The sequence below is a fragment of the Streptomyces sp. NPDC004658 genome (genome assembly GCF_040609555.1).
Taxonomy (GTDB): domain Bacteria; phylum Actinomycetota; class Actinomycetes; order Streptomycetales; family Streptomycetaceae; genus Streptomyces.
The window spans coordinates 41,087-67,185 of the sequence record NZ_JBEXKG010000002.1; the positions used below are offsets into that span (position 1 = coordinate 41,087).

At 71.6% G+C, this 26,099-nt stretch carries 16 protein-coding genes and 2 pseudogenes; 8 read left to right on the forward strand and 10 right to left on the reverse strand.

The features are described 5' to 3' along the window. Positions 1 to 157: 157 nt before the first annotated feature. A pseudogene (locus ABZV94_RS01540) lies at positions 158 to 307 on the reverse strand (alpha/beta hydrolase); the annotation flags it as partial. Between the two features lie 272 nt (positions 308 to 579). Here ABZV94_RS01540 and ABZV94_RS01545 point away from each other — a divergent pair. Together ABZV94_RS01545 and ABZV94_RS01550 are read left to right on the forward strand one after the other, a co-directional pair. Continuing rightward, positions 580 to 1,215 carry a hypothetical protein gene (locus ABZV94_RS01545; protein WP_356336025.1) on the forward strand — a complete coding sequence of 212 codons (636 nt, stop codon included), beginning with the start codon at positions 580 to 582 and terminating at the stop codon, positions 1,213 to 1,215. After that, positions 1,212 to 4,136, forward strand: a complete 2,925-nt coding sequence (locus ABZV94_RS01550; protein WP_356336027.1) for a M48 family metalloprotease — start codon at positions 1,212 to 1,214, stop codon at positions 4,134 to 4,136. The genes ABZV94_RS01545 and ABZV94_RS01550 overlap by 4 nt, the downstream gene beginning before the upstream one ends. A 961-nt stretch (positions 4,137 to 5,097) precedes the next feature. On the opposite strand, the gene ABZV94_RS01555 is transcribed toward ABZV94_RS01550, so the two are convergent. Continuing rightward, complete coding sequence (locus ABZV94_RS01555; protein ID WP_356336029.1) at positions 5,098 to 6,108, reverse strand: hypothetical protein; 1,011 nt, start codon at positions 6,106 to 6,108, stop codon at positions 5,098 to 5,100. Between the two features lie 310 nt (positions 6,109 to 6,418). On the opposite strand from ABZV94_RS01555, the gene ABZV94_RS01560 reads away from it, so the two are divergent. Further along, positions 6,419 to 7,233, forward strand: a protein-coding gene (locus ABZV94_RS01560; protein ID WP_356336030.1) for an IS5 family transposase whose coding sequence is annotated in 2 segments (ribosomal slippage) — positions 6,419 to 6,758 and positions 6,758 to 7,233 — 816 coding nt in all. Because the reading frame shifts where the segments join, the coding sequence is not laid out codon by codon here. Here ABZV94_RS01560 and ABZV94_RS01565 read toward each other — a convergent pair. After that, complete coding sequence (locus tag ABZV94_RS01565) at positions 7,223 to 7,456, reverse strand: DUF4240 domain-containing protein (RefSeq protein ID WP_356336032.1); 234 nt, start codon at positions 7,454 to 7,456, stop codon at positions 7,223 to 7,225. The two genes, ABZV94_RS01560 and ABZV94_RS01565, sit on opposite strands and share 11 nt — an antisense overlap. A 220-nt stretch (positions 7,457 to 7,676) precedes the next feature. Between ABZV94_RS01565 and ABZV94_RS01570 the strand changes: the two genes are divergently transcribed. After that, positions 7,677 to 10,220 (forward strand): DUF6185 family protein, encoded by a 2,544-nt coding sequence (locus ABZV94_RS01570; RefSeq protein WP_356336034.1) that lies wholly within the window; start codon positions 7,677 to 7,679, stop codon positions 10,218 to 10,220. Between the two features lie 921 nt (positions 10,221 to 11,141). On the opposite strand, the gene ABZV94_RS01575 is transcribed toward ABZV94_RS01570, so the two are convergent. After that, positions 11,142 to 12,062, reverse strand: a complete 921-nt coding sequence (locus ABZV94_RS01575; protein ID WP_356336035.1) for a hypothetical protein — start codon at positions 12,060 to 12,062, stop codon at positions 11,142 to 11,144. Then, on the reverse strand, positions 12,059 to 12,373 hold the full coding sequence (locus ABZV94_RS01580; RefSeq protein ID WP_356336037.1) for a hypothetical protein: 315 nt from the start codon (positions 12,371 to 12,373) through the stop codon (positions 12,059 to 12,061). The genes ABZV94_RS01575 and ABZV94_RS01580 overlap by 4 nt, the downstream gene beginning before the upstream one ends. Before the next feature lie 312 nt (positions 12,374 to 12,685). On the opposite strand from ABZV94_RS01580, the gene ABZV94_RS01585 reads away from it, so the two are divergent. Both ABZV94_RS01585 and ABZV94_RS01590 read left to right on the forward strand, forming a co-directional pair. Next, entirely contained in the window at positions 12,686 to 15,457 is a 2,772-nt protein-coding gene (locus ABZV94_RS01585; RefSeq protein WP_356336039.1) for a CHAT domain-containing protein, read from the forward strand. Positions 15,458 to 16,166: 709 nt separating this feature from the next. Continuing rightward, on the forward strand, positions 16,167 to 16,580 hold the full coding sequence (locus ABZV94_RS01590) for a hypothetical protein (RefSeq protein ID WP_356336041.1): 414 nt from the start codon (positions 16,167 to 16,169) through the stop codon (positions 16,578 to 16,580). A 152-nt stretch (positions 16,581 to 16,732) separates the two neighbouring features. On the opposite strand, the gene ABZV94_RS01595 is transcribed toward ABZV94_RS01590, so the two are convergent. Then, on the reverse strand, positions 16,733 to 17,533 hold the full coding sequence (locus ABZV94_RS01595) for a universal stress protein (RefSeq protein ID WP_356336251.1): 801 nt from the start codon (positions 17,531 to 17,533) through the stop codon (positions 16,733 to 16,735). 813 nt (positions 17,534 to 18,346) lie between these two features. On the opposite strand from ABZV94_RS01595, the gene ABZV94_RS01600 reads away from it, so the two are divergent. Together ABZV94_RS01600 and ABZV94_RS01605 are read left to right on the forward strand one after the other, a co-directional pair. Further along, a complete protein-coding gene (locus tag ABZV94_RS01600) occupies positions 18,347 to 18,775 on the forward strand; it encodes a hypothetical protein (RefSeq protein ID WP_356336043.1) in 429 nt (142 codons plus the stop codon). 614 nt (positions 18,776 to 19,389) lie between these two features. Then, positions 19,390 to 19,624, forward strand: a pseudogene (locus ABZV94_RS01605) (hypothetical protein); the annotation flags it as partial. A 14-nt stretch (positions 19,625 to 19,638) separates the two neighbouring features. Here ABZV94_RS01605 and ABZV94_RS01610 read toward each other — a convergent pair. The 4 genes from ABZV94_RS01610 to ABZV94_RS01625 form a co-directional block, all read right to left on the reverse strand. Next, positions 19,639 to 20,562 (reverse strand): hypothetical protein, encoded by a 924-nt coding sequence (locus tag ABZV94_RS01610; protein WP_356336045.1) that lies wholly within the window; start codon positions 20,560 to 20,562, stop codon positions 19,639 to 19,641. 221 nt (positions 20,563 to 20,783) lie between these two features. Then, positions 20,784 to 21,668: a hypothetical protein gene (locus ABZV94_RS01615; RefSeq protein ID WP_356336046.1), complete on the reverse strand. Its 885-nt coding sequence runs from the start codon at positions 21,666 to 21,668 to the stop codon at positions 20,784 to 20,786. A 174-nt stretch (positions 21,669 to 21,842) separates the two neighbouring features. Next, positions 21,843 to 24,140 carry a hypothetical protein gene (locus ABZV94_RS01620; protein WP_356336048.1) on the reverse strand — a complete coding sequence of 766 codons (2,298 nt, stop codon included), beginning with the start codon at positions 24,138 to 24,140 and terminating at the stop codon, positions 21,843 to 21,845. Continuing rightward, on the reverse strand, positions 24,137 to 25,654 hold the full coding sequence (locus tag ABZV94_RS01625) for an ATP-binding protein (RefSeq protein WP_356336050.1): 1,518 nt from the start codon (positions 25,652 to 25,654) through the stop codon (positions 24,137 to 24,139). The genes ABZV94_RS01620 and ABZV94_RS01625 overlap by 4 nt, the downstream gene beginning before the upstream one ends. Positions 25,655 to 26,099: the final 445 nt, after the last annotated feature.

A 26,099-nucleotide genomic window follows, 5' to 3' on the forward strand; every position in this document is an offset into this window, starting at 1 on the left:
ACCGGATCGTGGCCGCTGCCATCGCAATGCACTGCCTGGACATCAGCGAGCCGAATACCGTGCGGGTCTGGAGCCCGGCTACCGCCTCGACACCGCCCATTGGGCCCACTTCCCGCCCGCCGCCCACCCACCCCCACGCCCGACCCGGACCGGCCCGTTGGTCGTCAAGCGTCGCGGAGGCCGCGCCGTCGCCCTGGCCCGGGAGGGCGAGCGGCACGGGGTGGTGGCCCAGCGCGGTGACTTCCGGCACGACGGCGTCCCAGGCAGATCCGTCGAGCCACAAGCCGGCGATGAGCAGGATGCCCACGGTCGCTCTCCCGCAGAGGAGTCGGGTCTGGTCGCCGGCACGCCATCGGCGGGCTCTGATACCGGACTCTGGCCGGAGTCCGATCCACTGCCGACAGTCCGTCCGCTCGTCCAGGAGGCGCTCGACGCCCGGGGCGATTCACGTCAACCTGGCCTCGCCGCAAGCGATTTCGGCAAGTCCGACGTCCTCCTGCATTACCTTGGACCTGGTGCACGGACGTGACAACGGGGGATGTGATGAACGGGCGACCGGAAACGCCTGCGGGCACACCGGTGCGAGACGTCGTCCGGGACGTCGTCGGCGAGCTGGCGCCGCATGAGCTGATCCTGCTCGACGCCCTGCTCCTGGTGGACGACGACACCGCGTTGCGGCGGCTCGCGCGGGGTCGGCACCGAGACCCGCTGGGATTCGGGCTGGGCGAGGCCGCGACCCTGCTGACTCCCGTGGTGTGGATGGCGCTGGACGAAGCGGCACGGCAGATGGTGTCCGCCACCGTCGCCTCCGCCGGCCGGCGGGCGCGTCCGTGGCTGCGCCGGATCAGGCGCCGGCCGGCCCAGCCTGTACAGTCCCGCCTGCTCCCGCCTCTGACATCCGAGCAACTGGAAGCCGTGCGGTCGCGGGTGGCGGAGCTCGCCGTGGAGAGCGGGCTGGAGCGCGAGGCGGCCGAGGCGCTCGCCGAACGGGTCGTGGCCCGGCTCGTACTACCCGTCGAGCCTCGGCTGGACGACGGCACCGAACCGGGACCAGACGACGACGCCGAGCCGGAACTGAACGAGGACACCGAACCGGAACCCGACGACGCCGAGCCGGGACCGGACTATGGCGCCCCACACCGGGCCACCCCGGCGAACGACGGTACCTCGGCCGGCCGCGCAAGGGACCGGGGTGATCGGGGCGGCCGCGCATGAGCCCCGACCCCGACACGGAGAAGGGCACGGACACGGCACCGTCACCCCTTCCCGGGCGCATGGACGAACGCCTCCTCGGCGCCGGTACCGGACCGCGGTTCCTCCTGCTCATCTCCCTCTTCGTGACGAGCAGCGCCACCGTGGCGTCGGCCGTCTTCCACTCGCTGGCCGACCCCCGCAACATGGCCTCGGGCTGCGCCCTGGCCTCCGGATCCGATCCGCGGGCCGATTTTCTGGGTGCGAGCCTGGCCACGCTGCGGTCCGACAAGGCGTTCCGCGCATGTGTGGACCGCTTCGTCACGCACGCCTCCCCCTGGCCGGTGCCGGCCGCCGTCATGGCACTGGTGCTGGCCGCCGGCGTCCTCTACTGGACGCTGCCCAGGTGGAAGCAGCGCAGCCGCAGGCTCGTGCCGGTCGAAGTGATCGACCCACACGGCGAGTTGGGCGCCGTTCTCGACGAACTCGTCGGCGTCGCCGGTCTCTCGCGGCGGCCGCGCTTCGTCGTGTCGCCCGCGGCACGTACGGTGAGCGCCGTGGTCTTCGGACGGTGGCGCCGCCACGTCGTCTGCCTGCACGGCGGCCTCGTCGCCATCCGTGACAGCGACGCGCGGAGGTTCCGCGCCGTGGTCCTGCACGAGCTGGCCCACATCCACAACCGGGACGTCGACATCACCTACGCGACGGTGGCCCTGTGGCGTGTCTTCCTGCTCGCCGTCCTTCCGGGTTACCTGGTCTGGACGGCGCTGGCCCTGCGCGACGCCCTATCCTCGGCGGTCTTCGGTCCGCCGTCGCTGGTGGCCACCTCGCGCGACGCGGCGTCCACAGCGGTGCTCATCGCCCTCGTCTTCCTGACACGCGCCGACATCCTGCGCGCCCGCGAGCTGTACGCCGACGCCGACGCCATCAGGTGGGGGGCCGACCCGGCGGGCTGGGGCGGCGCGACCGAGTCCGCGGCCCCGGACCATGGCAGGCTCGGCCGCGCCGCGCGGGCCCTGGCCGCCGCGTGGCGGAGTCACCCCAGCTGGGATCGGCGCAGACGGGCGCTCGCCGACGCGGAGGAACTGTTCCACTCCTCCGCGCTCACCCTGTTCCTCACGGGTGCGACCGCTTCGATCTGCGCCGGACAGCTCTACGGCTTCGGAGCCGGGTGGGTGGTGCGTCTGGCGGCTGCCACGGTCGCCGGTCTGATCGCGACGACGGTCGCCGTGAACCTGTGGCGTGCGGCGGCCCGGGCCGTGCTGACGGGCGTTCGAGCGCCCTCGGGACTGCGCGCCGGGTGGTGGCTGGGGGCGGGACTCGTCCTCGGAGAGGTGCTGACCGGCGGTGTCTCCGGGTGGCGGGTGCTGCCCAGACACCCGGAGGTGTTCGCACTGCTCGTCGTGATCAGCGTCGTCGTCACCTGCTGGACGGCGCAGTTCGCCGACCTCGCACTGCACTGCTGGCGGGGAAGCCGCCTGCGGCCGGTTTTCGCCGCGGGTCTCACGGCCACCCTGGTCACCTTCGCCCTGACGTATGACTGGTGGCAGAGCAGCGGCAGGGTCTTCGCGGCCGGCTGGCCGTTCTCGGAGCCCGCGATCCGCGCGGCACTCCAACACGACCTGCCCGGCCCCGCGCTCGGCGCGAGCACACTCACGGTGATCGCGGTGGTGCTGACATTGGTCCTGCCGTGGAAGCAGGACCCCTTGCTGTGGGCGGTGACGGCCCTGTGGGTGCTGCCCCTGCTGGCGTGGGGGAGCGGGGCGGCGAACAACGCACCGGCGTGGGCGGTCCGTGCGCTGCCGCCGGTGGAGGGCGCCGTCTGGCGGGCCGGGCGGCTGCCGTCGTTCCGGCGCCTCGCCGTGGCCACGGTCCTCGGGGCCGGCGGCGCCTGGCTGGGGGTCGTGGTGGTGCTGGCCCGGATCCACGCCGTGCGGCCGCCGGCCGGGCAGCCGCTGGGACAGCAGGCCCTGCTGGTGGTGGCCTGGCTGTTCGTGGTGCTCGCCGGAGTGGTGGTGGCCACGGCGGCGGTGACCGGCTCGGTGACACCCCGGCTTCCGGTGCCGGCCGCGGCCGTCGCCGCCGGGACGGCGGGACTCGCCGGGGTCACCGCGGCCTTCCTGCTGCTGTCGGCCGACGGCTGCGTGAGCGCCCTGGCCACCCTGGGCACCACCTGCGCCTGGTTGCCGGGCGGCGCCTGGCCGTTGACCGAGCTGCTGCTGCCGCTCGTGCTGGGACTGGCGCTGTTCGTCTCCGTCTTCATGGCCGTGGTCGCCACGGCGGTACGGCGGTTACCGCGCGGGCCGCGCCCGGACGCCGCCGGTGACCGCGGCCGGCGTACGCGCCTCCGTCCCGCGCGGTCCGGAGCCCGCACCCGCGCCCTGACTCGCAAGGCGGCCGTGGCGGCCGTCTGCCTGACCGCGCTCACCCTGATCACCGCGGCGAGCCTCCCCGTGGGCACCGGCGGACACTCCGGCGCGCGTACTTCGCTGACCCGCCAGAATCTGGTCCCGGCACAGAACACCAGGCCCTCCGAGGAGGTGCTCGCCCTCCAGACGGACGCCTGGCTGCGTCTCGGGGGGAGAGAGCTGCTGGTCAAGATGACCGGTGAAGTGCTGAACATCATGAAGGCCCTCCAGGACGACAAGGCCTTCACCGACCGCGGCTATGCGGCCCGCGTCATACGCCCGCACTGCCTGGCCTTGCGGACGGCCGCCCAGCGGCTCGGTGCGTACTTCCCCGTGCCCGATCCCGACGTGGCCCGGCAGCGGCCGACGCTGCCGGCACAGGGCCGGCTGATCGGCACGAACTGCCGACAGGCCATCGACGAGGGCAAGCGTGACCTCTACATCACCAGCATGAACGACGTCCTCACTCTCTCCGAGCGGCTGAGCGGCGTCCTTCGCGAAGTGACCGCGGAGGCCGACCACCATCCGGGCCGGTGACCAGCTCCGGCGGCCGTCGAGGCGGCAGCTGTGACCCACAGTCCCGGCTGCCGGGGGTAGCCTGGCGGCAGTGTTCGTGGCATTCCCTCCGCGCCGCCTGCGGCGGGGCGCCACGCCTACGGCAGGCCGCATCGAACCGTGCGCTGTCGTGGGTGACGCGATCGGCGCTGTCCGGCCGTCCAAGGCCCGGCCGCGACCGGTCGGCACCCGCGCGCCGGGACCGGCTTGGCCGGCGACGCCCCGGCTCCCACTCCGCGTCGGCCGGGGGCGTCGCGTCACTCGGGCGAGGGCGAACTCGCGGACGTCGCGGGCCCAGTCCCTCAGCGTCCACCCGGGCGTCGCGTCGGACACCCCGAGGCCCGGCCGGTCGGCGGCCAGGAGGCGAACGCCGGCCCGTGCCACGGCCTCGCCGCTCATTCCAGCCATCGGCCGGATGTCGAACCACCGCAGAACAGCACCGGCACACCCGATGGCGGGCCCCACTTTCTCAGAGCTCCCTACGGCGGGCCCGCGAAGGCTCGTTTGGCCGGTGCTCGCCGGGCGCAGGCAGGGGCAAGGGGGCTGCCGAGCGCTGGTCAGCGGTCGCGCTCGGCGGACTGTGGCACTTCGTGCGGCGTCGGAGTCGGCGGAGTGCCGGCGGTCCCGTTCCGGCCGGCGGCTGGTGTCCGAGTTCGGCGGGGGTCGGAGTGCGTCGTGGCGAACCGGGCTCGGTAGTGGCCTGGTGAGACACCGAGCCGGGCCACGAAGGTGCGTCGCAGCGTCTCGGGGCTGCCGAATCCGGCCGCCCTCAGCGCACCGGCATCGTGGGTTCGGACACCTCCTGTGTCGCGGAGGGCGCCGGTCGGTGGCGGACCCGTGGCGATGACCACGTGTCCGCCCCGCCACCCGGGCAACGGCTCGGCGGGCGCGCCGGACGGTCGTGCGTCCGGACGCTCGGGCGTCCGGACCGGCGTCTGCGCGCTCAGGCGTCGCTCGTGGCGGCGTCGGCCCGCTGCGCCTCCGGGTCCGCCCCGGTGGGCGGCGGGGTGAGTTCGAGGACGGCGTGCGGCGCCGGGCGGTCACGGCGGACGTCCGCCACGATCAGGGCTACCACGGCTGCCGAGCCCGCCAACTCCAAGACGGACTGCACCGTGTTGAGCGGGGAGGCCAGCAGGTCGGCGGTCCCGGCGAGGCCCCACAGCTTGGTGAAGGCGATCGGCATCATGAACAGGGCCAGCCCGACGGAGAACCCGGTCGCGCTCGGCCGGCGCTTGGCGGCGAGCACCATGCCCACTCCGCACAGGACGGTCAGACAGGCCCACTGCCACGGTGACGAGACACCGAGCACCGCGCGGCCGACCCCCCTGCCGACGAGGAGATCCGCCAGCGCGCGGGGCCCCACCTCCACGGCCGTCAGGACGTTGCGGCAGATGTAGAAGACGTTCAGCACGGCGAGCAGGGTGCACGAGGCCGAGGCCGTGACCTTCACCGGGCGAATCGCGCCGGAGCGGCTCTCCTCCTCCGCGGCCGCGGCCGCGTCACGCTCGAGCCCGCGCACCCGGAACAGCAGGCCGCCCAGAGCGACGGCGACCAGGATCGCGAGGAGGCAACTGACGCCGACCGCGGTGAGTGAGGGACCTTCCAGGCCGCCGAACCAGGGGTCCGACTCGGAGTCGAGCAGCATGTACCAGACGACCGGCGTCCGGAACAGCACGGTCGTGACGCACGCGGTCACCAGCAGGCCCCCGGCGCCCCGTATCCGCAGCACCAGTCCGCAGGCGGCGCCGAGTTGGAGCGCCGCCAGGCCGAAGTCCAGTGCGGTCGTCGCCGAGAGCCCGGAGACTGGGCCGTTGGTCCACGCGGACCACATGTGCGGCAGGCCGCGGTCGGCGACGTCGTACAGGAGCCAGAACGTCGTCTGCGCGAAGAGCAGCACGCTCAAGGGGCCCACGGCGAGCCGCGCTTGCTTGATCGACACTTCTGGACGGTTCATGGCTCTCCTCGGAACTGCATGGCGAGATCGCGGCGTGCGGGTCGGTGACGCGGCGGAAGCCCGGCTGTCCGAGGAGGCCCCTCGGCCCCGTGCCGGAGCGGTGAACACGTACGCGTGCGTCCACACACGGGGCGAGCGCGGGCATGGCGTCTCAACGGCCGGTCCGGCGAAGGGATTTGGGGTGCTCGGCTCGGGCGGCGTGCGAGGAGGTGGATCATTGCCCGTCGGCGTCGAGGCGTGATCATAGCACGACAGTTGAAGGCTCAACTTAGACCGTGTCCTATGTGGTGGGGCGGTTGTTGGTCAGTTCATGGGGCGGGGTACGTGGAGTTGGATAGTTCCGGACGGCCTGTGGGAGATCGCGAAGCCGCTGATCCTTCCGTCACGGGTGCGTCCGCAAGGCGGTGGAACGCAGGACACGCCTGATGAGACGCTGTTCGCGGCCATCATCTACGTCCTGGTCAGCGGCTGCGCATGGCGGGCTCTGCCACTGTGCTTCGGCATCTCGGAGTCGACCGCCCACCGCCGGTTCCTCATCTGGTCCAGAGCTGGCCTCTGGGGTCGGCTTCACGAGGCCGTGCTGCACCAACTCGACGACGCCGGCCTCATCGACGTCACCCGCGTCGTGCTCGCCGCCCACGTGAGGGCCAAAAAGGGGGCGAACACACAGGTCCGAGCCCCGTGGACCGGGGCAAGCCGGGTTCCAAGATGCACGTCCTGTCGGACGCGAACGGACTGCCCCTCCTCGTCGGCGTCTCCGCCGGCAACACCCATGACAGCGAAGGGCTGAAGCCCATGGTCGAGGGTCACCAAACGAGACACGACCCTCATAGGGGCCGGTACTTCAAGCCACAACGCCTGCATGCGGACAAAGCCTACGACTGGGCCGACCTGCGCAGATGGCTCCGCGGCAAGCGCATCGGCGTCCGCATCGCCCGCAAGGGCATCGAGTCCAGCGAACGATTACGGCGACGTCGCTGGGTCATCGAGCGCACCATGTCGTGGCTCTCCGGCTACCGCAGACTCAGCCCCCGCTACGAACGCGACCCCCGCAACTACCTGGCATTTCTCGGCTTCGCCGCCGCCCTGTGCTGCTACAAGCGCCTCATCCGCCTCACCACATAGGACACGGTCTGAACCGGTCATCGGAGCAGCCCCCACCGATGAGGTAGGCGGCCGCCCATACGTCCCAGCGGTAGACCGCATCGCGGAGACGGGAGAAGCGGTGTTCGAAGGCGAGGATCTGTTCTGCCGGCCGGGCCGACAGAGGGTCGACGACTGCCGCATCGAGCGGCTTGTCACTGTCCTTTGCGGCGTCGAGCGCGCGCCAGAACGCTTCGGTGTCCATGGCGGGCAGTCTGCCAGGGGCCACGAAACCTCCTCCGCGCGCGGAGGTGAACACGCAAGCTCAGGGTCGTCCCACAGAGGGGGAAACGGGCGCGGGGCCACTGGGGGGCGTAGCCAGGGGCGGCAGAGGCTGGCGGGATCGATCACCGTCGCCTCATCATGGCTCCCGACGGCACACGCGATGCGGGGGGCGGGCGTTGAGGGCCTGGGTATGGGCGCTGGTGATCGTTGTGTGGGGCCTGTCAGCCGGCGCGGGACCGGCGCACGCGCAGGACGACGTCTGCGCGGTGGGCGGCCTCACGGGCGCACGGGCGAGCGCGTCCGTCCGGCTGGACGACCGGCACCGGACTCAGACGAAGATCGTCAGCCGGCTGACCGTCCATCTTCCCTCGCGGTGGTCGCACGCCGCGGGACTCCTCCTCGGCCAGGACTCCGAGGGCTACCGGCTGGCGATGCGCTGCTTGGCGAGGGGCCCCGACCCGCAACAGCAGTGGTGGGACGAGTGGCGCCCGCATCCTCCTGAGATCATCCCCCAGAAGGGCGGCCTAGAGGTCCGGATCGACACGTACGCCTGGGCCGACGACGAGGGCATGACCTACGTCGGCCCCTGGGACGTCGAGGTGGGGCACGACCGCTGGCGTGTCCGGCTCGACCCCCCTCCCGCTCTGCGGCGGGTGCGATGGTCCTCGGTCGTTGTGGATCCGGGAACGGCCAGCGCGCTCAAGGCGGAACCACGGCCGACGACCGGAAAGGCACCGTCCGGTCTGGTATGGAAACCGGCATCGGGGGCCATGCCGGCGGTCGACGTGTCGGTCGACCCCGCGTGGCAGCACTCCTGGGCGGCCCAGACCAAGCGGCTGCGCTTCTCCGTTTCCGACCGGGTCGGCGGAGCCTTCTGGGGCCTGTCGCTGCTGGTCATGCTGGTCTGGGCAACCCGGCGCACCCAGCAGGAGGGCATCGTGACGCCCGAGGAACGCCGGTCCATCCGTGCGGCCGTCCTGTGGGCGGGGGTCTTCCTGCTGATCCTGGTGATCGGATCGGGCGACAACCTGTACTACGAGGTCTCGATCCGGCACTTCCCGACGGACCCGTGGGAGGAGCGGCAGGCCCACAGCGCCCCCCTCCTCAACGTACTGCTGGGCGGGATGCTGCTGTGCTACGGCCGGCCCCGGCGGCTCACGGTCCGGCTGGCCGGCGTCGCGCTGGCCGTACCCGCCGTCGTGGTGACCTTCTGGCCCCAGACCTTCGGAATGACCGGGCGCGGCTTCCTCACCGAGGACGCTCCGGACCGGGCCGTGCTGGCCGTCTTCACGAGCACGGGTTGCTCCCTGACGCTGCTGCTCATGGGGCACGTGGCGACTGGCTGGCGGCTGGCCCGGTCGGCGGGGCTCGTCCCCGCGCGCCCGCCCAAGACCCCCGGGGGCCCACCCGAGCCGCGCGAACTCTTCCTGCGGTATCTGGCGCCCGTGCTCGGGCTCGTGGTCGCCCTCATGAGTCTGTGGGCGGCCTCCGCGTACGAGCGCGACTGGCAACGAGCCTCCTGGCTGAGCGACCGGTCGGCGCTCGACTACGGGACACAGCACCTTCAGGTTCTCCGCAACGACCTCGTCTGGTTCGCCACCAACGGTCAGGACTGGTGGTTCGGCCAGACCTGGCTGTTGTGCGGACTGGTGGTGCTGGCCGTGATCCGCGCGCGAGCGGCCCGGGCCGCGGTCGCCACGTCGGAACCCTCACCGGTCGACGTCCTCTGGTTGCTCGTCTTCTTCCCCGTCACGGTCGGGCTGGTCCTCGGCACGTACGCCGGCAACGGCTCCCTGAGCGGGTTCTGGTTCCTCCTGAACCTCGCCTCCCTCGGTCTCGTCCTGGCAGGCTGCGCGGGGCAGGCAGTGCTCGACAAACCCCTGCACCATTCGCACACCCGGCTCAGGGAGACGATCGACGGGCCGGCGCGCGCACAACTGCTCGACCGCGCCAGGAGGTTCAGGGAAATCCACTCGGAGCTGCGCCGTCTCGACCAGGGGCAAGCCGGCGACAGCCCGCGCACCCGGCGGGCGTACGAGCGTGAACTGCGGGGCCTACACCGCTGGAGGTCACCGTCCGGCGCCGACCGACTGCCCGCCGACGTCTCCGTGGTCGACGCCGCGCTCGCACTCGGCCCGCACGACACGTGGTGGGCCAACGGCCGGCTCGCCGCCCGTGTCGCGGCGCTCGCCGGCCTGCCCGCAACCGCCCTGATCGTCTGGGCGGACATGTTCCGGGGAGACGCCCTCGCCTCGACTCTCTTCGACGCGTTCGGACTCCCCAACACGGTGGCGGGCGTCCTGTACTGGGAGGCGACCTGGGCGGCCGCCGGCTTCCTGCTGGGGGCGCTCTGGTCCCGGCTCCCTGGGCGACGGGGGCCGATACGCAGTCTTCTGCTCGCCGTCGCGTACGCCCTGCCCATAGCCGTCGACGCCATCGGCAACTGGATCGCGCACCAGGGGCAGGGAACCCTCGCCCTCTACGCCGTGTCGATGCTCCTCGTCTTGACCGTGACCGGGATCGTCATGGACCTGGAGACGTTCCGCGGTGAACGACGTTACTGGCAGAGCCGTATCGGGCTGCTCCTGTCCGTGTACCAGATGCGCTACTTCTCCCTTCAGGTAGCCTATGTGCTCGCCCAGCTCGTCGCGGTCTTCACTCTGTGGCAGTTTTTCGCCGACGCCGGCGGTCCCCCCTCTCCGGGCGCCGATCCCCAGGCCGGCACCGGCGGCTCGCACGGCTGAGGTTGCGGCGTGCATGGGCACCCCCGTCGAAGTCGCCAGAGCGGTGGTGTTCCTCGCCTTCTACGCCACCGGCGCCCGAACTCGTCGTGAACGGCGGCGGCTCACAGCTCTGACGCTCAGCGCCGGGAAGAGATGAGATGATCTGTTGGTGCCGCCCGCCAGTGGCCTTTGTCGTCTGGCACGCAGGGCCTACCGAGCCAGAGGCCGACGCACAGATTATGAGGGCGGGGAGACGTCGCGGCAGATGCCAGAGCTCGGGCGTCCTGGTCCGGGCCTCGGCCGGAGACCGGGGAAGCCGATCCCAGAAGGCGGGCGGTGTCGTGCGCGTCCGGTAACCCCCGCGGCAACGCACAGAAGCGCCCCGGCTGGACGGGGGAGGCCAGCCGGGGCCGCGGGTGGTGGCGAGCGGAGGGCGGTCGCCTCTCGGCGGAAGGCTCCATGGGGCTTCAGCCGGACGATCGTCCCCATGGGCTATAGGTGAGGCCCGGGGACACTGTTCCCTCCGCAGCCACGTACAGGAGAACGGCGAACTGTCCGTGGATGTTCCCCTGTTGACTTCAGCGGGCGTGTGAACTGCGGCACGCCCTCCGGGCCTGGCACAGTTACAGAAGCGTGGAAGCCACTCTTCGGACCGGGTGATGAGGCCACATCAGCGCACCCCTGTCCTCGCTCCTCTCCCGCCCCCAGGTATGGGTGCCCTATCCCCGTACCGCATGGAGGGCATCCAACTGCGCCAGGCTCTGCTCGTCGGTGGCCGTCGCCTTGAAGAGGAGCCTGTCGTCTGTGTGCTGGTCTGCCCGATGCGCGTCATCCGCCGACCCGCTCGTCACCGACGGTGACATCGGGGCGGGCGGGCGGACCCTCATGCGCGGGCGGACGCTGTTGAGCGGCCGAGTCGGGGCGGGGCTTGCGGGCGCCCGTTCACCCGTCCTTGCGCAGCATCTGTGTGATCCGGCGGCCGAGCGGGACGGGCAGCCGTTCCTCGCAGGCGAGGCCGAGCTGTGCGGCCAGGCCGCGGCAGTGCAGGTCGACGGCGGACTCGACCAGCAGGCAGAAGGTGTCCATGGCCGCCCTGCCCCTGCGGACGCCGAGGGCGAGGAGCACCGCGGCCACGGCGAGCGAGGGCCACCACCACAGTCCCAGCAGCAGGTAGAGGACGGCCCATGCGACAAGCCGTGTGGCCGTGTCGTACGCCTGGCGCTCGGAGCGCATCTCGCCCCGCTCGTCAGCGCTCATGAGCAGCCAGATCCTCGGCCAGACCGCGCCCAGATCGAGGCCGTACGCCGTGTGGACCCGTTCGTCGACGGCCCGGACGCGGTCGGACACCCAGGTGGGGCGATCCGGCCGCACGAGGCAGATGCGGTCGCGTTCGGCGGTCAGCCGCGCGGCTTCCCTCAAGGAGGACGCCGCTGGGTCGTTCTGGCGCCCGGCGCGGCTGACGGCCTCCCGGCGCCATGCCTCGCGCACCTGCCGGTCGACGGCCTCCCAGCGTGCCAGCCGCCGGGCCAGCAGCGCGGTGCCGAGCCGGTGGAGCGGCCTGGGCCACGGACCGGACCACAACTGGTCGACCACCGTGCCCAGCGCCTGGACCAGCAGTCCCGCGCCGACCGCCGCCAACGCCACTGCCGCGGCGACCGCGAGACCTTCGGCGACCGGGTGGTCCCTCGTGGTGGCCGCCCAGCCGTCCGTCCGGTGCACCGCGACCGGGATGTCGTACCAGTGGGCGTGCCCTAGCGAGATGCCGACGGCGACGGCCGCAAGGTAGATCAGTCCGGTGGGCAGAACGCCGGCGAGCCACCGGGTGGCCAGGCTCTTGCCCAGTTCCGCCAGGACGCTCGTCATACCGGGTCCACACGGCGCATCTCGCGGCCGTGCAGCAGGCATGCGCGCGGCACGTCGGGCGGATCGTCCGGCAGCACTCCCCGTGTGCACCGGCCGACGGGGCACACCAGGACGGTCGGCCCGGTCGGCCGTCCGAGCGTCTGCGGCAGGCCGCCGACACCGCGGGTGATGCCGTCCAGGCCGCCCGCGACACCGGCGCGGCGCAGCGCGTGGTGCAGCGCCCGGCAGGCGTCCCGCAGGTCCTGACCGGCTCTGAGCCTGACGAGAGCGGCCTCCCCCTCACGCCGGACGTCGTCCGGCGCTTCCGCCAACAGTGCACGGATACCGTCGAGTTCACCGCACACACGGGCAAGCGTTTCCGCGACGGACGTTTCGTCCTCATCCCCGGGCAGGGCCGCACCGGACATGCGCTTCTCTCCCCCCGACTCCACACAGCACTGCTGTAATGGTAGGCGAGCGACCACGAAGGGTGTCGGCCGTGTGGCCACCGGACGCGGGGGAGGACCGTGGTGTTCCGCAGGAGATCACGGAGGCGGCGCAAAGAGCCGGGGGCAGATGCCGAGGAGTCCCCGCGCCACCGAGCACCGGCACCCTTGCTCACACCCGGTCAGGAAGCGGCGGCGGTGGGCCACGCCGAGGATCTGCAGGCGCAGTTCGACCGTACGCACGACCCCGCGTTCCTCGCCGCTGCCATCGAGATCGGCGAAGCCGTGCTGGCCGCGGACCCGACCTCCCCGGTCATCCGGGGCGGCGCCCTGATCGTGCTGGCCAAGTGTCACTGGTCGCGTCACGAGCGGTACGGCACTGCCATGGAGACAGCGCTCGGCCTGTTCCGGGCGGCGCTGGACGTCCTGCCCGACGGCCACCCGATGACGGCCGCCTGCCGAGCCAATCTGGCCGGTGCTTTGCACGCGGCCTGGCGGGCCACGAGCACAACCGCCGACCTCGACGAGGCCATCACACACATCCGTCTGGCCTTGCGCGACACGACACCGGCGGACCAGGCGAGCGCCTCGCGTCTCAACCAGCTCGGCACCCTCCTGACATCGAAAGCCACGGCGTCGGGCGACCCGGTCCCGCTGCAGGAGTCGGTGCGAGTACTGGACAGGGCGTACACGCACGCCTTGCTCACCGGACAGGCGGGAAATGCGCGTACCGCCGCGTCCAACCTCGCCGTATCCCTGCGGTTGCTCGCCTTCCAGACCGACGCCGACAAGGTCGAGTGCCTTCTCAAAGCCGCGGAGCTGACACGCTGGGCGCTGACGGTCACACCTGCGAGCGATCCCCTCTGGGCACGCTTTCAGTCGAACCTGAGTCATGTGCTGCAGGCTCTTTACGCGGTGCGGAACGACGCCTCCGACCTGGCGGAGGCACTCGAGGCGGCACGCCGAGCGATCCAGGCCACCCCGCTGGACCACCCGAACCGGGTGGAACGACTCGGATCCTACGCCGGCGCACTCCAGGCCCGACTGGAGGTGGAGTTGCGGCGGGCAGGCCGGCCGCCCGCGGCGGCAGGCATTCCTCCAGGTCTGGTCCCGCGAGGTGAGCCCTTCCCGGGCGCCGGCGACCTGGTGCGGGAGCTGATCCAAGCGGCCGAGGCGGTGTACCGCAGCACGCCTCCCGGACACCACCGGTACGGGGCCGGCCGCGCTCTGCTCGCGCAGGCCCGGTACCTCGATCTGACCCTGGCGGGCCGCAGTCCCACGCAGTCCGAGGAAGAGGCGGTCTCCGCGCTCCTCCATGATGTGGTCACCGACGGGGCGCAGCGGCCCCGGACCCGGGTGCAGGCGGCGCAGCAGTGGGCCCACCTGAGGCTGAGCCGGGCGCTCACGCGTCCGGGGGAGCACGCGCTAGCGCTCGGCGCTGAGGTCACGTTCGCCTTCGACTCGGCTCTCAGGCTCCTGCCGCGAGTGGTGGCCCGTAACCTGCCGCGGGCCGTTCGAGAGCACGAACTGACGGCGTTCTCCGGACTGGCGAGCGCAGCGGCCGCCTGGTCGTTGCGTGGCTTCGTCGCGGAACCCGCGCATGCGGTCGCCCAGTTGGAGCAGGGCAGGAACGTACTGCTGGGGCAGGTGCTCGACGGCCGCACCGACGTCGCGAAACTGAGGGAACGTCACCCGGCCCTCGCCGATCGGTACGAGTCCCTGTCCCACGCGTTCGACCGTCCGGACGAGGTGGAGTATTCGGAACCGCTCGGCGGGGGTACGGCGGTCACACCGTCGTGGGAACTCCGGCATCGGCTGGCCGCCGAATGGGATGAGCTCATCGCAACGGTGCGGGAGCAGCCGGGATTCGAGGATTTCCTGGAACTGCCCGACCCCGGCCGGCTCGTCGCCGAGTCCGCGCCGCACGGGCCCGTCGTCTACCTGAACGCCGCCCTCCTCGGGTGCGATGCGCTGATCCTGCGGGACGGAGAGGTCCAGCGGGTGGAACTTCCCTGCCCCTTCGAGCAACTCCGCGACGTCGCCCGGGATTTCCTGCACGCCACGGCGGACGCCACCGGCGGCGGCTCGTCGTTGCTGCGGCAGGGGCAGGCCCAGCGGAAGGTCAGGGATGTCCTGGCCTGGCTCTGGGACGAGGTGACGGGCCCGGTGCTCGACGCCCTCGGCTTCCTGGACGGGCCGTCCGGGGACGGAGTGCTGCCGCGGATGTGGTGGGTGCCCACAGGCCCCTTCACGGTGCTTCCCCTGCACGCGGCCGGCCATGGCGGCGACTCGGGGCCCGACGCCATGAACCACGTCGTGTCCTCGTACACGGTCGGCCTGCGCGAACTCGCGCGCGCCCGCTCCCGACCGGCGCCGCGCGAGCCCACCGTACTCACGGTCGCCTACGCCGACCCGGCCGACGGACGCAGGCTCGCAGCGCTCCCCGCCGAGGTGGCGCGCGTACCGGCCGGCACACTGCTTTCCGACGCCGAGGCCGGCCCCGGCAAGGTGCTCGCCGCCCTGCCTCGGCACACCTGGGTGCACTTCGCCTGCCACGCGAGCGGTCCCACCGGGGACCATCCCCAGGGCCGGCTCGAACTGCACGGCGGGGACCTGACGACCGCGGACATCACCGCCTTGCGCCTGCCTCACGCAGACCTCGCCTACCTGTCCGCGTGCGAGGCCACGCAGGGCAAGCACAGCTTGTCCGACGAGGCACTGCACATCACGGCGGCGATGCAGACGGCGGGATTCCGCCACGTCGTCGGCACCCTCTGGGAGGCCGACGACGAGACGTGCCTCGCCGTCGCGGGTGACTTCTACGCCCGCCTCACCGCAGGACAAGACGACATCACCGCCGGGGGCGGGCCGGATCCGGCACGTGCCCTGCACGCGGCTCTGCGGCCGGTACGGGCCGCGTATCCGAACACGCCCACGTACTGGGCGAACTACGTGCACTACGGGCCCTGACCGAGTGTCCCGGCCGATGGTGACCCTCCTGTTCCTGACGAGCTGGCTGCCGTTTCTGCCGGAGGTCACAGCAGGAGGCCGCCGACGGCGCATCAGTTCGTAACGGTGGAGCCGGACCGGTTCACCTGAGACACGATCCCCAGTGACCCGGGTAGCCAGATGAACCGCGATCCCCGCGTGCTGCCGGTCTCGCACGATGTGATCACCACAGGTCACAGGGCTGAGCGAGGGGCATGGCCGGCCACCCGCACACAGACGCCGTCATGCAACTGCACGAAGAGAGAGCGATCACACTCGGCCCCCAGGCACGGGCGGGGGAGTCATGCCGTCTCGAGATCGTCCCGCCAGCCGGGACTGTCTGTGACGGGCCCGCCATGCCGACGGCGTTCTCGAAGAGGGAATCCCCCTGGTGTCTACCGGCGGTAGAGTCTTTCCCCCGTCTTCACCGCCTGCCAGGTGATCGCTGCCGCGTGCGCCACCGGCCAGTCGACGTTTCTCCAGGCCATCGCATCCACTGAGTGCGCCGCGGACCGGCTGCGCATCCTCGCGCAGGAGCGCGGCACCACCATCACGGAGCTGCTCGAGGACCTCGCTGCCCGCGAGCTCACGGCGGCCGAGCGCCGGCGGCCCGTTCCGCTGGGCCCGCCCGGCCCGCAACGCTCTGGCGGGTCTGTTGCGCCGCGACACTGCCGCGCCTGTCAGGCAGTCCTTGCACGCCTCCGCCTCCGTCGGCCTGGACGAGGTTCGCGTCCTGGACGAGAGGGTCTTCCTGGGCCCGGTCCTGGAGATGGGACCGCTTCCGGCCCGCGCGGTTCTCGACCTCGCCGCGGCGGACGCCGCGGCCGGCCTGTCGCTCGCCGAGCGGATGCGGGCCCGGCTGCGGATCGCCGCCGGGGACGAGTACCTGCACGGCCGGGTGGCGCTCGCCGCTCACCTCACCGCCCACCCGCCCGCCGCCGGCACCCGACGCCGCGGACGTGGGGGAGTGGGGGGACCGGGCGGTCGAGGCCACGGTGCGGCTGCTGGCCGGCCGCCCGACACCGGAAGGCGCCCGGCCGGCCGACTTCGGCCTGGCGCCTGGCAGTTGTGTACTGGCATCTGCCGGGTGATGCCGGTGACTTGACCCACGCCGGGCTCGAGTTTGGCCCGCTTCTGTTCGACATCACCGACCGCGGTGCGGCGTGATACGCGGTCCTCGACCAGCGGGGCGCCCCAGCGACGGCGAAGCGGCAACCGGGGCACGGTCGCCGGCCACCTGCGCGCACATGACCCCGGTCATGCCCTGCCGCGGACGACGGCGACCGGGCAGTGCGCATGGTGCAACAGCGCCTGGCTGACCGAACCCAGGAGCATCCCGGAAAACCCGCCGCGCCCCCTGGCACCGGCAACCATCAACTGGGCGTTCCTGCTCGCCTGGACCAGGACCTCGCGGGTCTCGCCGCTCAGCACCTCCTGTCGTACCGTCACGTCCGGATGTATCTCCGCGCGTCCGGCGACCGCTTGGGCCAGCAGGCGCTCCGGGCTCTCCACGCCTGTACCGGCCGGTGCGTGATCCGGCAGCCACGCGTGCACGGCGACGAGCTCAACTCCCCGCAACTCTGCTTCGGCGAAGGCGAATTCGACCGCCCTCTCGCCCTCGGGGGAGCCGTCGACGGCCAGCACGATGGGCCCGGCGCCGTCCGGTTCCTCGCGGACCACCAGCACCGGACAGTGGCTGTGGGCGGCCAGCGACACCGCCGTCGAGCCCAGCAGCATGCCGACGAAGCCCCCGATGCCCCGGCGACCGACGACCACGAGGTCCGCGGCACGCGACTCGGCCACCAGCACCGACACCGCACCGCCGATCATCACGGCGTCGTCGACCTCCACCCCGGGCGCCACACGCCGGGCGTCCCGTGCGGCGTCGTGCGCCAGCGTGTTGAGCGGGGACGGGTCCAGCGGTGCGTACATGGGTCCGACCGGCCAGCTGAAGGCGTGCACCACACGCAGCTCCGCACCGCGCCGCTCAGCCTCCCGGGCGGCCTGAACCACCGCGGCATGGCTCGACGACGAGCCGTCCACCCCTACGACGACCATGCTGCTCACAGCGCCTCCTCACACATGTCAGTACCGCTGGCCCTGGACGAGGGGGCCGTCAGTGGGTTCCTTGCGGCTGTCTGCGATCACGACCAGGGCGGCGAGCAGTCCACCGGTCTGGTTCCGGGTGGGCTCTCGGATACGGCGATGCCGACCCGGGCGGCCTCGATGTCTGACAGATGCCTCGAACCCGGGACCCGAGCAGCCGCGGTGGATGCCGCTGCCGAGGCGGACGCGCGAGAAGAGGCGATCGCGGAAGCCGTCGATGAGGCTGGCGCTGACTGCGGCATGCCGGAAGCCACCCCGGATGGGGGCTGCTCGGCGTGGGGCGGCGTGACGAACCGGTGTTCCGACCGCTACCGGCGCAGCCTGTCAGGGCGAGCGCCCCGACGGCACAGCGAAGCGTCAACGGGACGGCTCGGTGACCGAAGCGACGGGAGCGGCCAGGGAACCTTGGGGGCATGTTCCATCCTTTGCGCCTTACGCGGTCAAGCACGCTCATCTTCCGCGCCGCGATCCCGACCGGCGAGTCGACCGTGGCCATTCGAAGGAAGGGGGCACTCCCCACGCAGCTCTCACCACTGCCGCCCACCACGCGAACACCTCAGCAGTCCCGTCTTGCGGCCCTGACCCGACGCCGGTTCACGTCATGGTGCTGCTGCCAAGCGGGGTACCTTCCATCATCCCGTGGGTCCGTTCCGCATGCACAAGATCGCAGTCGCGATACGGAACGTCTACGGCGATCCTGGCAGGGAGGCACGGCTGGCTTCGCGTACTCCATCGTGTGTCGCTGACCGCGCCGACAGGGAGGCGATGACCATGACAGCGGTACCCACCAAGACACAACGAGGACGTGGCGGCGCAACGCTCAACGGCGCCTCCTTGGCCGCTGGAGCCATGATGGGGCTCAGCGGGTCGTTCGGCATCCTCATGGGCGTATCCGGTATCGCACAAGACAGCCTGTTCGCCACCTCGTCCAACTACACCTACTGGTTCGACCTGACCACCTGGGGCGTACTCCACCTCGTCGTCGGTGTGCTGCTCGTCATCACTGGCCTGGCGGTCCTGGCACACAAGAGCTGGGGGCGTGGGGCCGGTGCAGCGGCGACAGCAATCAGCCTGATCACCCAGTTCATGTTCGTGCCGCACTATCCGGCATGGGCCATTCCCATGATGACGCTCGATCTCCTGATCCTTTTCGCCCTCACTAGGTTCCATATCGAAACCAGCGGCGGCCAGTAGACCGAGCGGAGGTGGTGCGCGTCAGATGCAATGCAGTGGGGGATCTGGCCCGACGCTCGGTCGGGGTGCTCGTGCCGATCGGCAGGTCGGCGATGCAACTCGCAGGCCATCGAGTGTGCTCCCCGCGTGTGGAGAGGGTCCCGCCAGATCAATGGCCTAGTGACGGCATGAGGGGTGCTCGATCGAGTGGCAGACCCGCGCCCTGCGCAAACTCAGCCAGCGTGCCTTCCTTGACCCGGGCCCCAGCGACCAGCCCAGCCCGGTCGAAATCGCACGGGCCCAGCTGCGCCGCCAGGCTGCAGCCACCGAGGCGGCGGCCCTGCGCCGGGCCCGAGCCGAATGCGCCGCCCGGCAGGCCGGGACGTCGGCCGCCGTGGCGCGGTCCACCGAGCTGCTGGCCACGGCATGATCGGGGCGTCTAGGAGGCGCGCCGACCGCCTCATCCATGTCAGTGTCGGCCGCAAACAGGTCGTAGGTCTTCATGGGCACATGGCTCACGACGTCGGTACGATGCGTCGGCGCTACCTGCATGTGCGGGTGGCCTGCCTCTCGGGAAGGAGGCTGCGCCCGGTGGGCGGGATGTCGAGTCCGAGGCGGGTGCATGCCGCGCGAGGATCGCCTTCTCCGACTCCGCCGCCAAGCAGCTGGAGAACATCACCAACGAGGCGGAATCCACGCTCCGGACCGCGCCCTGGCCGTCGTCTCCGCCGACCCCGACATCGGCGAGCCGACCCCGGCGACACCACCGGCCCCCAACGGCGCCAGTACACCGAAGACGTCGAGCAGGTGCGCATCCTGCACTTCGTCACCGCGCTGTGTACCGTCTTGGTCGTCCCCTGTATCGAGGTCCACCAGGCCGTTCTTCAGGGGGCGTCCGGGTCCGCGCTGGAAGGGGCAGCACAGTCCGTGCCCGTCGCTGTCGGCAGCTCGAGACAGGTCTCACCGTCGGGGCCGGTCGTCTGGGGGAACTCCGGCAGGTACTGGCTGAGGAAGAGCGCCGGCTTTCCCGTGCCCGCCCACTTGGAGGCGTGAATGATCGGGACGGACCTGTGGATGACGGAACCGATCTTGGATACCGGCATGCGCCCCCGCTGCGCCAGGGCATCGTGGACGGCGGCCCGCGCCGCTTCGACCGCGGACGGGGCGACGGACACGCCGCCGGCCGTGGGCAGTCGGAGAACGGTGGCGCCCTTGCGGCTCCGGACCTGGGGGAAGTCGGGCAGGAACCGGGTGAGGAACCTCGCCAGTTTGCCCGTGCCCGCCCACCGGGACGAGGCGATGACCGGGACCGCACCTCTGATGACGGCACCGACTGCGGGCAGCGGCATCGGTCCCCGCAGGGTAAGGGCACCGTGGACGGCGGCTCTTGCCGTCTCGATGTCCGCGGGGGTCGGGCCGTCCCGGCCGTCCGGCTTGGGCGGCGCCGATGGGAGTGGAGCCGGTGACCGGGGCCCCGCCTCCGCAGTGACCGTCGTCCCTGGACGGGTGAGGTAGACGTCGCCGGTGCTGGAGACGCGGAGGAACTCCTGCAAGTGCCGGGTGAGAAAGCGGGCGAGGCTGCCGGTCCTCGCCCACCCGGTGGCGAAGATCTCGGGCGCGGCCGCGAGGATGAGTGAGCCCGCCGCTCCGAGGGACAGCGTGTTCTGCCGTGCCAGTTCTTCCACCACTGCGGTGCGGGCCCGCCGGACCTCCTCGTCCAGCCGTATGGCCGGCGGTGCTGCCGCCGGCCGCTCGGGATCCGTCTTCGCCGTCGCCCCCGGCACCGGTTGGGACTCGGGCTGCGGCACCGGCTCCGACGCGGGCTCCCGCTCCGGCTCCGACTCGGGCTCCGGCTCAGCGCCGGGGGGAACGCCCGGCAGTCCGGTCGTCGGTGCCTCGGTCTGCGACCGTCCGGCCGACGGCGTCCCTGCCGTACTCCTGGTGCTCGGCGGCGCCTGCCGCTCCGGCCATGGCTCCGCCCCAGCGTGACGGCCAGCAGGTCTGTCGCGCGGGCTCGCAGGAAGGTGTGTTAAATGGGCACGGCGGTGCACAGCTGGGCTCTGCCGTGGACGTAGGAGAGGTAGGCACGGTCGATCAGCTCGTTGACCGCCGCCTCACCTCCGACGCGCAGCGCCTCGGCGACGGGCAGCGTCTTGCGGGAGGCCGGCATGACGGCGAACAGAGCAAGGATCCGGCGTTCCTCGACGCTGAAGATGTCCCGTCGCCGTCGTTCGTCGGGATCGAGTTCGGCGCCGTCGTCGATGACCATGTTCAGGTGGGGGTCCTCGCTCACGAGCCGGTCGAGATGGTGACGGAGATCGGCCTCGGTGATCAGGCGGGAGCCTGCCCGGTCGTCGTGGATGTGCCCTTCGAGATCGTTGCGGAGGCGAGCCCAGAAGTAGGGCCGCAGGCCGATACGGGGAACGATCTCCGTCGCGAAGTGGCGCGGTGTGACCCCGGCCCGTCGCAGCCACTCCACCCGTGGTCCCACCGTGCGGTCGGCGAGTGGACCGAGGAAGTACGTGACTCCGTCGGCCCAGGACAGGTCGGCGGGGCACTCGACCGACTGCCAGGTCTTCAACTCGTGCACCGAGCGGTGGAAGCGCTGGACCGTGCCGATGAGTACGAGGTTGCGGCAGACGAGACTGCCCAGTCGCCCGGCTGTGCGCCGGCCGTCGCTGCCCTGTTCCGGAAGCAACAGCACATCCAGTTCGTCGAGGACTACGGCCACCGGTGCACCGCCGTCGCACGCCTCGTCCAGGTCCGCGAGGAGTTCGACGAGATCCTTGTCGTCGGTATCGAGTGTGAGACGGAGGTGGCGGCGCGCCTGAGCGGCGAGCACACGGCAGATCGCCCGGTTCCACTCGGCGAAGTCATGGACCTTCTCCCGGGTGTTGCTCAGGTCGATCCACAACTGTCCGCGCAGGCGCGGGTTCTGGCCGGCCTGGTAGGCCAGGGAGGACTTGCCGGCCCGGCGGGTACCGAAGACCAGGCTGCCGGCCCGGGGCGGAGCCGCCGATGACCCGGCCGAGACGGGCCAGTTGTTGCTCCATGCCCCGGAAGAGGTCGGCGGGAAGGGCCGGCAGGGTCACGTTGGTGCTCTTCGCCAGTGGCACGGGGGCTGCTCCAGGGGCACCGTGCAGGAGCCGAGCACGGCCTGGCTGTCACCGGAGATCGGCACCGGGTTGGTGCAGTAGTTGAACGCTCCCTCCTGCTCGATGGCGCAGGTGGCAAGTCGTGTCGGCTCGCCGTCGAGGTGGAAGTAGAGGCCGGTGTGCGGCGAGAGGTTCACCAGCAGGGCCTTGGGCGACTCGTGGTCGTCGACACGTACGGCCAGCAGGTGTTCGGCCGCCGTCTCGTCCTTGATCTCGGCTGCCACGCGTTCTTCCACCGCCGCCCGCACCTTCGGCGGCAACCTCAGCGCCTGCACCATGCGGCCGCAGAGCGCGGGGTCGTGGAGCAGCGGGCTGAGCGCCTTGGCCAGGGCGTCGAGCAGCGGGGGCGTGAGCGCCGGCTCGATCTGGTACAGCCGGGTGAACCGGCCTGGCAGGGCCTGGATCCGCACGCCCGTGTCCGGGCTGTGCCGCCGTTGTTCCGTCACCACGGGGATCTGCCGGGGCCGGAGCAGGACGAGCAGGTCCACGAGACCGGCCGGTGAGAGGGCGATAGCCCCTTTCGGGTCGAGGGACGGGTCGGCGAGCCACCGGATCCAGGGCATCCGCTGCGCCAGCTCCTCCCACAGCGTCCGTGCCGAGCCCGGAACGGACGTGATCGAGGGCGATCGCGTCTGCCGCAGCCGGCGCCCCATGAGGTATTCCCGCACGTACCGGACGATGCGCTGCCAGGTCCTGGGTCCCGTCTCGGCGGACGCCTGGTTGAGCGCCAGCAGATAGGTGGTCAACGCGTCCGCGAACACGCCCGCATCAGCGGTGCGGGGTTTGCTGAACCGCTTCTCCAACTCCCTTTCCAGGACCAGCAGCGCCACCACTTGGTGCCCGTACCGGCGCTCCTCGATGTCTGCGACACCCACGCGTGAGAGGGCCGGTTCGAGGGAGGTCAGGAGTGCCGCGTCCGAACGGATCCGCAGTACCGAGTCCATGACCCGGTCGACACTGTCGCGGTCGACAGGCTTCCGGCCGGGTCCGAGCCAGGCCACGGCCCGCATCCGGGTCACGGCCGCGGCGGCGGCCGAGCCGGGCTTCCGTTGCCGCGCGGCGGCCACTGCGGCCGCCATCCCGGACGCTCGCCCGTCCAGCAGAGTGACGGCCTGACCGTGCAGGCTCGCGGTGACATGGGACAGCCTGACGACGGCGTCCAGCACGTCGACGCGGGGGGCGGCTTCGTAGACCAGCGTCTGACCGCGGTGGCGCAGCGCCAGGCGCCGCACGTCGCCCCGGCTCGGTTCGTTCTCACGCTCGGCCCGCATGACCACGGTCCAGCCGGAGCCGGTGCGGGTGACGGAGGCACCCGGAACAGGTGACCTTCCGTGCTCGTCGTCGGTGACGGCGACCACCGCGCTGTCGTCGCCGGAGAGACCGGACGGTGCCGGCAGGCGCTGTCCCGCAGCCAGCAGTGCACCGACGGTGAGCACCGGCGTGCCGTCATCGAGCCGTCTGTGAACCTGGCCGAGTACCGGCGCCCCCGCGTCGACGACGTGTATCGCACCGCCGACTGCCCGCCGGTCCCAGACGAAGGCCGCCGAGTCGTCGGTGCGCACGAAGGTCGGCGCGCTCCTGGGCATCCCTGTCCCGAGTTGACGGACGACGTTCCCGGACTCACCCCGTACGGTGACCGCGCCCAGCGGCTGGCCCGCGAGCAGTTGGTCCAGGACGACCGATGGTGCCGGCGAGGTCCTGGCGACGACGGTCAGCAGCTGGAGCAGTTCTGCGGCGGTGTCGGCGGGTGTCCAGGGCGCCTTTCCCTCTTCTTTCCCGGCCGAGCAGTGGTACTCGACGGTCCAGGAGGCACCGCTGTCGTCCGTGGCCTGAACCGTCACCGACCGGGGAACGCCCGGGCTGGACCATTGCGCCGACACCGGTGCCGGCGTCGGCGGGCGGCGCGCGCGCCGGAGGGGCGCGGTGATCGTGTCCGCCTCCAGCCGGGCCGTCCAGCCGTCGCCGGCCCCGTCCGTCACGGCGGGCGGCAGAGCGCGCAGCCGGGCCATGACCTCCTCCCGGGGTACCGGGTCGGGACCCGAAAACACCTCGCTGAGGTACGGATGGTCCGAGTCGACCAGCACGAGCCACGTCCGGGCGGGGCTCCAGCAGGCCACCACCGAGACGCGTTCCGGCTCCAGTTCAGCCGGGCCGGGCTGGCACGAGTACCTTCCCTGCCGGACCACCGCCAGCTGGTGGGAGTCCTGCTCGGGTCCGCTGCCGCCCGTCACCGCCGTTCACCACGTGCCTGTGCACGGCGTGCCGCTGCCAGTTCTACCGCCGAAACCTCCGGTGGCCGGGGGACGGGAAACGTGTGCTCCAGCAGGCGCTCCGCCTCGGGCAGCCGCCGGCGCAGCTTGCCGGAGGCCTGCCACGGGGTGCAGACCGTGACCTGATCGAGGGCACCCACCAGCTCAAGGATCAGCGGAGCGTCCGCGTCGCCGGAGGCGAGCACGAACCTGGCCAGCGGGTTGCGCTCGGCGCGCCGGGCGACCTGCGCGGTCATCAGGGCGTCATCGCTGCCGTCCCCGGTGCGCCGTGCCTTCTCCCGGAGCTCTTTGGGCAGGTAGAGCCGTTCGCCGCCGGTCCGCGCGCCGACCGTCGCGTCGATACGGTGGTGCGAGCGGCCGACCAGCCACACATCCGTTTCGGACACGTCGTGCTTTTCGCACAGCTCGCGCAGCCGGGCCTGGACGTGGGGCTGGAGGAAGGCGTCCAAACCGTCCGGGTAGCGGTCGGGGTGGACCTCGGCATGGCGCTGGAACGGCATCCGCAGGTTCTCCGTGTCGACGACCAGGAACGCGCGGTTCAGCAGTTGGTGCACGAGGGGCGCGGGACGCTGCGGATCGTCGAACGAGGAGGGCAGGCCGAACGCTTCCGGCGCCCTGCCCCGGGCCAGCTCCTGCCTGAGGTAGTCGATCGGCTGGGTCTGGCGGACCCTGACCTCGGGGCGCGCGGCGAGGCAGGGCATCAGCCCCGCATCGAGCAACCCGGGCAGCTGCCGCTCCCGGACCTCCTCCACCGCCTTTGGAGTCCACCCGCCATGGTCGTGCACCGCCTCCGCGGCCTTCTCCAGCAGCCAGGGCCAGCCGCCGCACGCCCGCGCCGCCTCGTCCGCCTCGGCTGCGGGAACGCCCAGGTGAGTCAGCAGTGCCATGCTCTCCGCGTGATCCAGCATGGGGAAGCGGTCCTGGGTCAGGGACCGGGTCACCAACTTGGACAACCGCTCGAAGGTGGGGCGTTGCACCGTTCGCGTGAAGTACTCCAGGTCCGCCGCGTCGGGCAGTGATGTCAGCAGAACGAGCCCCATGCATGCCAGCCCGCTGCGTGTGGTCGCCTGTCCCAGACAGAACCTGATGAGCTGGTCGAGAACCTCGTAACAAGCGTCGGGGACCGTCACGCCCCGGCCGTCGACGGCCGCGTCCCAGTCGTCGATCACGACCACGGGCCCGCGGTCCAGCGTGTCGAGGTGGTCCTCCAGGTCTTCCAGGGGATTGCCCTCCGGGGCGGCCGCGATGCCCATCTCGTGGAACAGGTCGGTCCACACCTCGTCCACGGACCCGGCCCGGGCGACGCGGCGGACGTCCCAGAGCGTCACTTCCGCCGGCCTCTCCTCGGCCAGCCGGCGAAACCACGTGGTCTTGCCGACCTTGCGGGCCCCGATGACGACGGTGTGGATGTACTCACCCCGCCGGTCCACCGACGCCCACCACTTCGCCCTGCTCCCCGACCATGCGATCGACACCCCACGCCCCCCAGTGACTGCGTCCCCTGTGCAGAAGGCGCATCACGCTACTGCCACGCACGCCACCACAAGCATGAACCAGTCATTTCCCTCCGTTCCCCCCTCGGCCGCTGATAAGGTGCACGTTCCCGCCCGGCACGACGCCCTTGGCGGCCCTGGCTGCCCGTCCAGGCCGACGCGGCTCACCGGTCTTGCCCCCTTGCACTACCGCGCCGCCGTCCGGGCTGGAGCCCACAAGGTCGACGACGCACCCTGCGACACACGGGTGCAACAGGGCCGCGTTGCAGCCCTGACCCGCGGCAACACCCCGCTCAGCCAGGATCGAACGCGTGATGCGCCCGCGTTGCAGACCCGCCCGGGGCCCAGCCCACACGGCCTTGCACCCCATCAGCTGTCCACGGCACAGATGCTCACCGCCGACCCGGGGGCGGACAAGCAGGACACC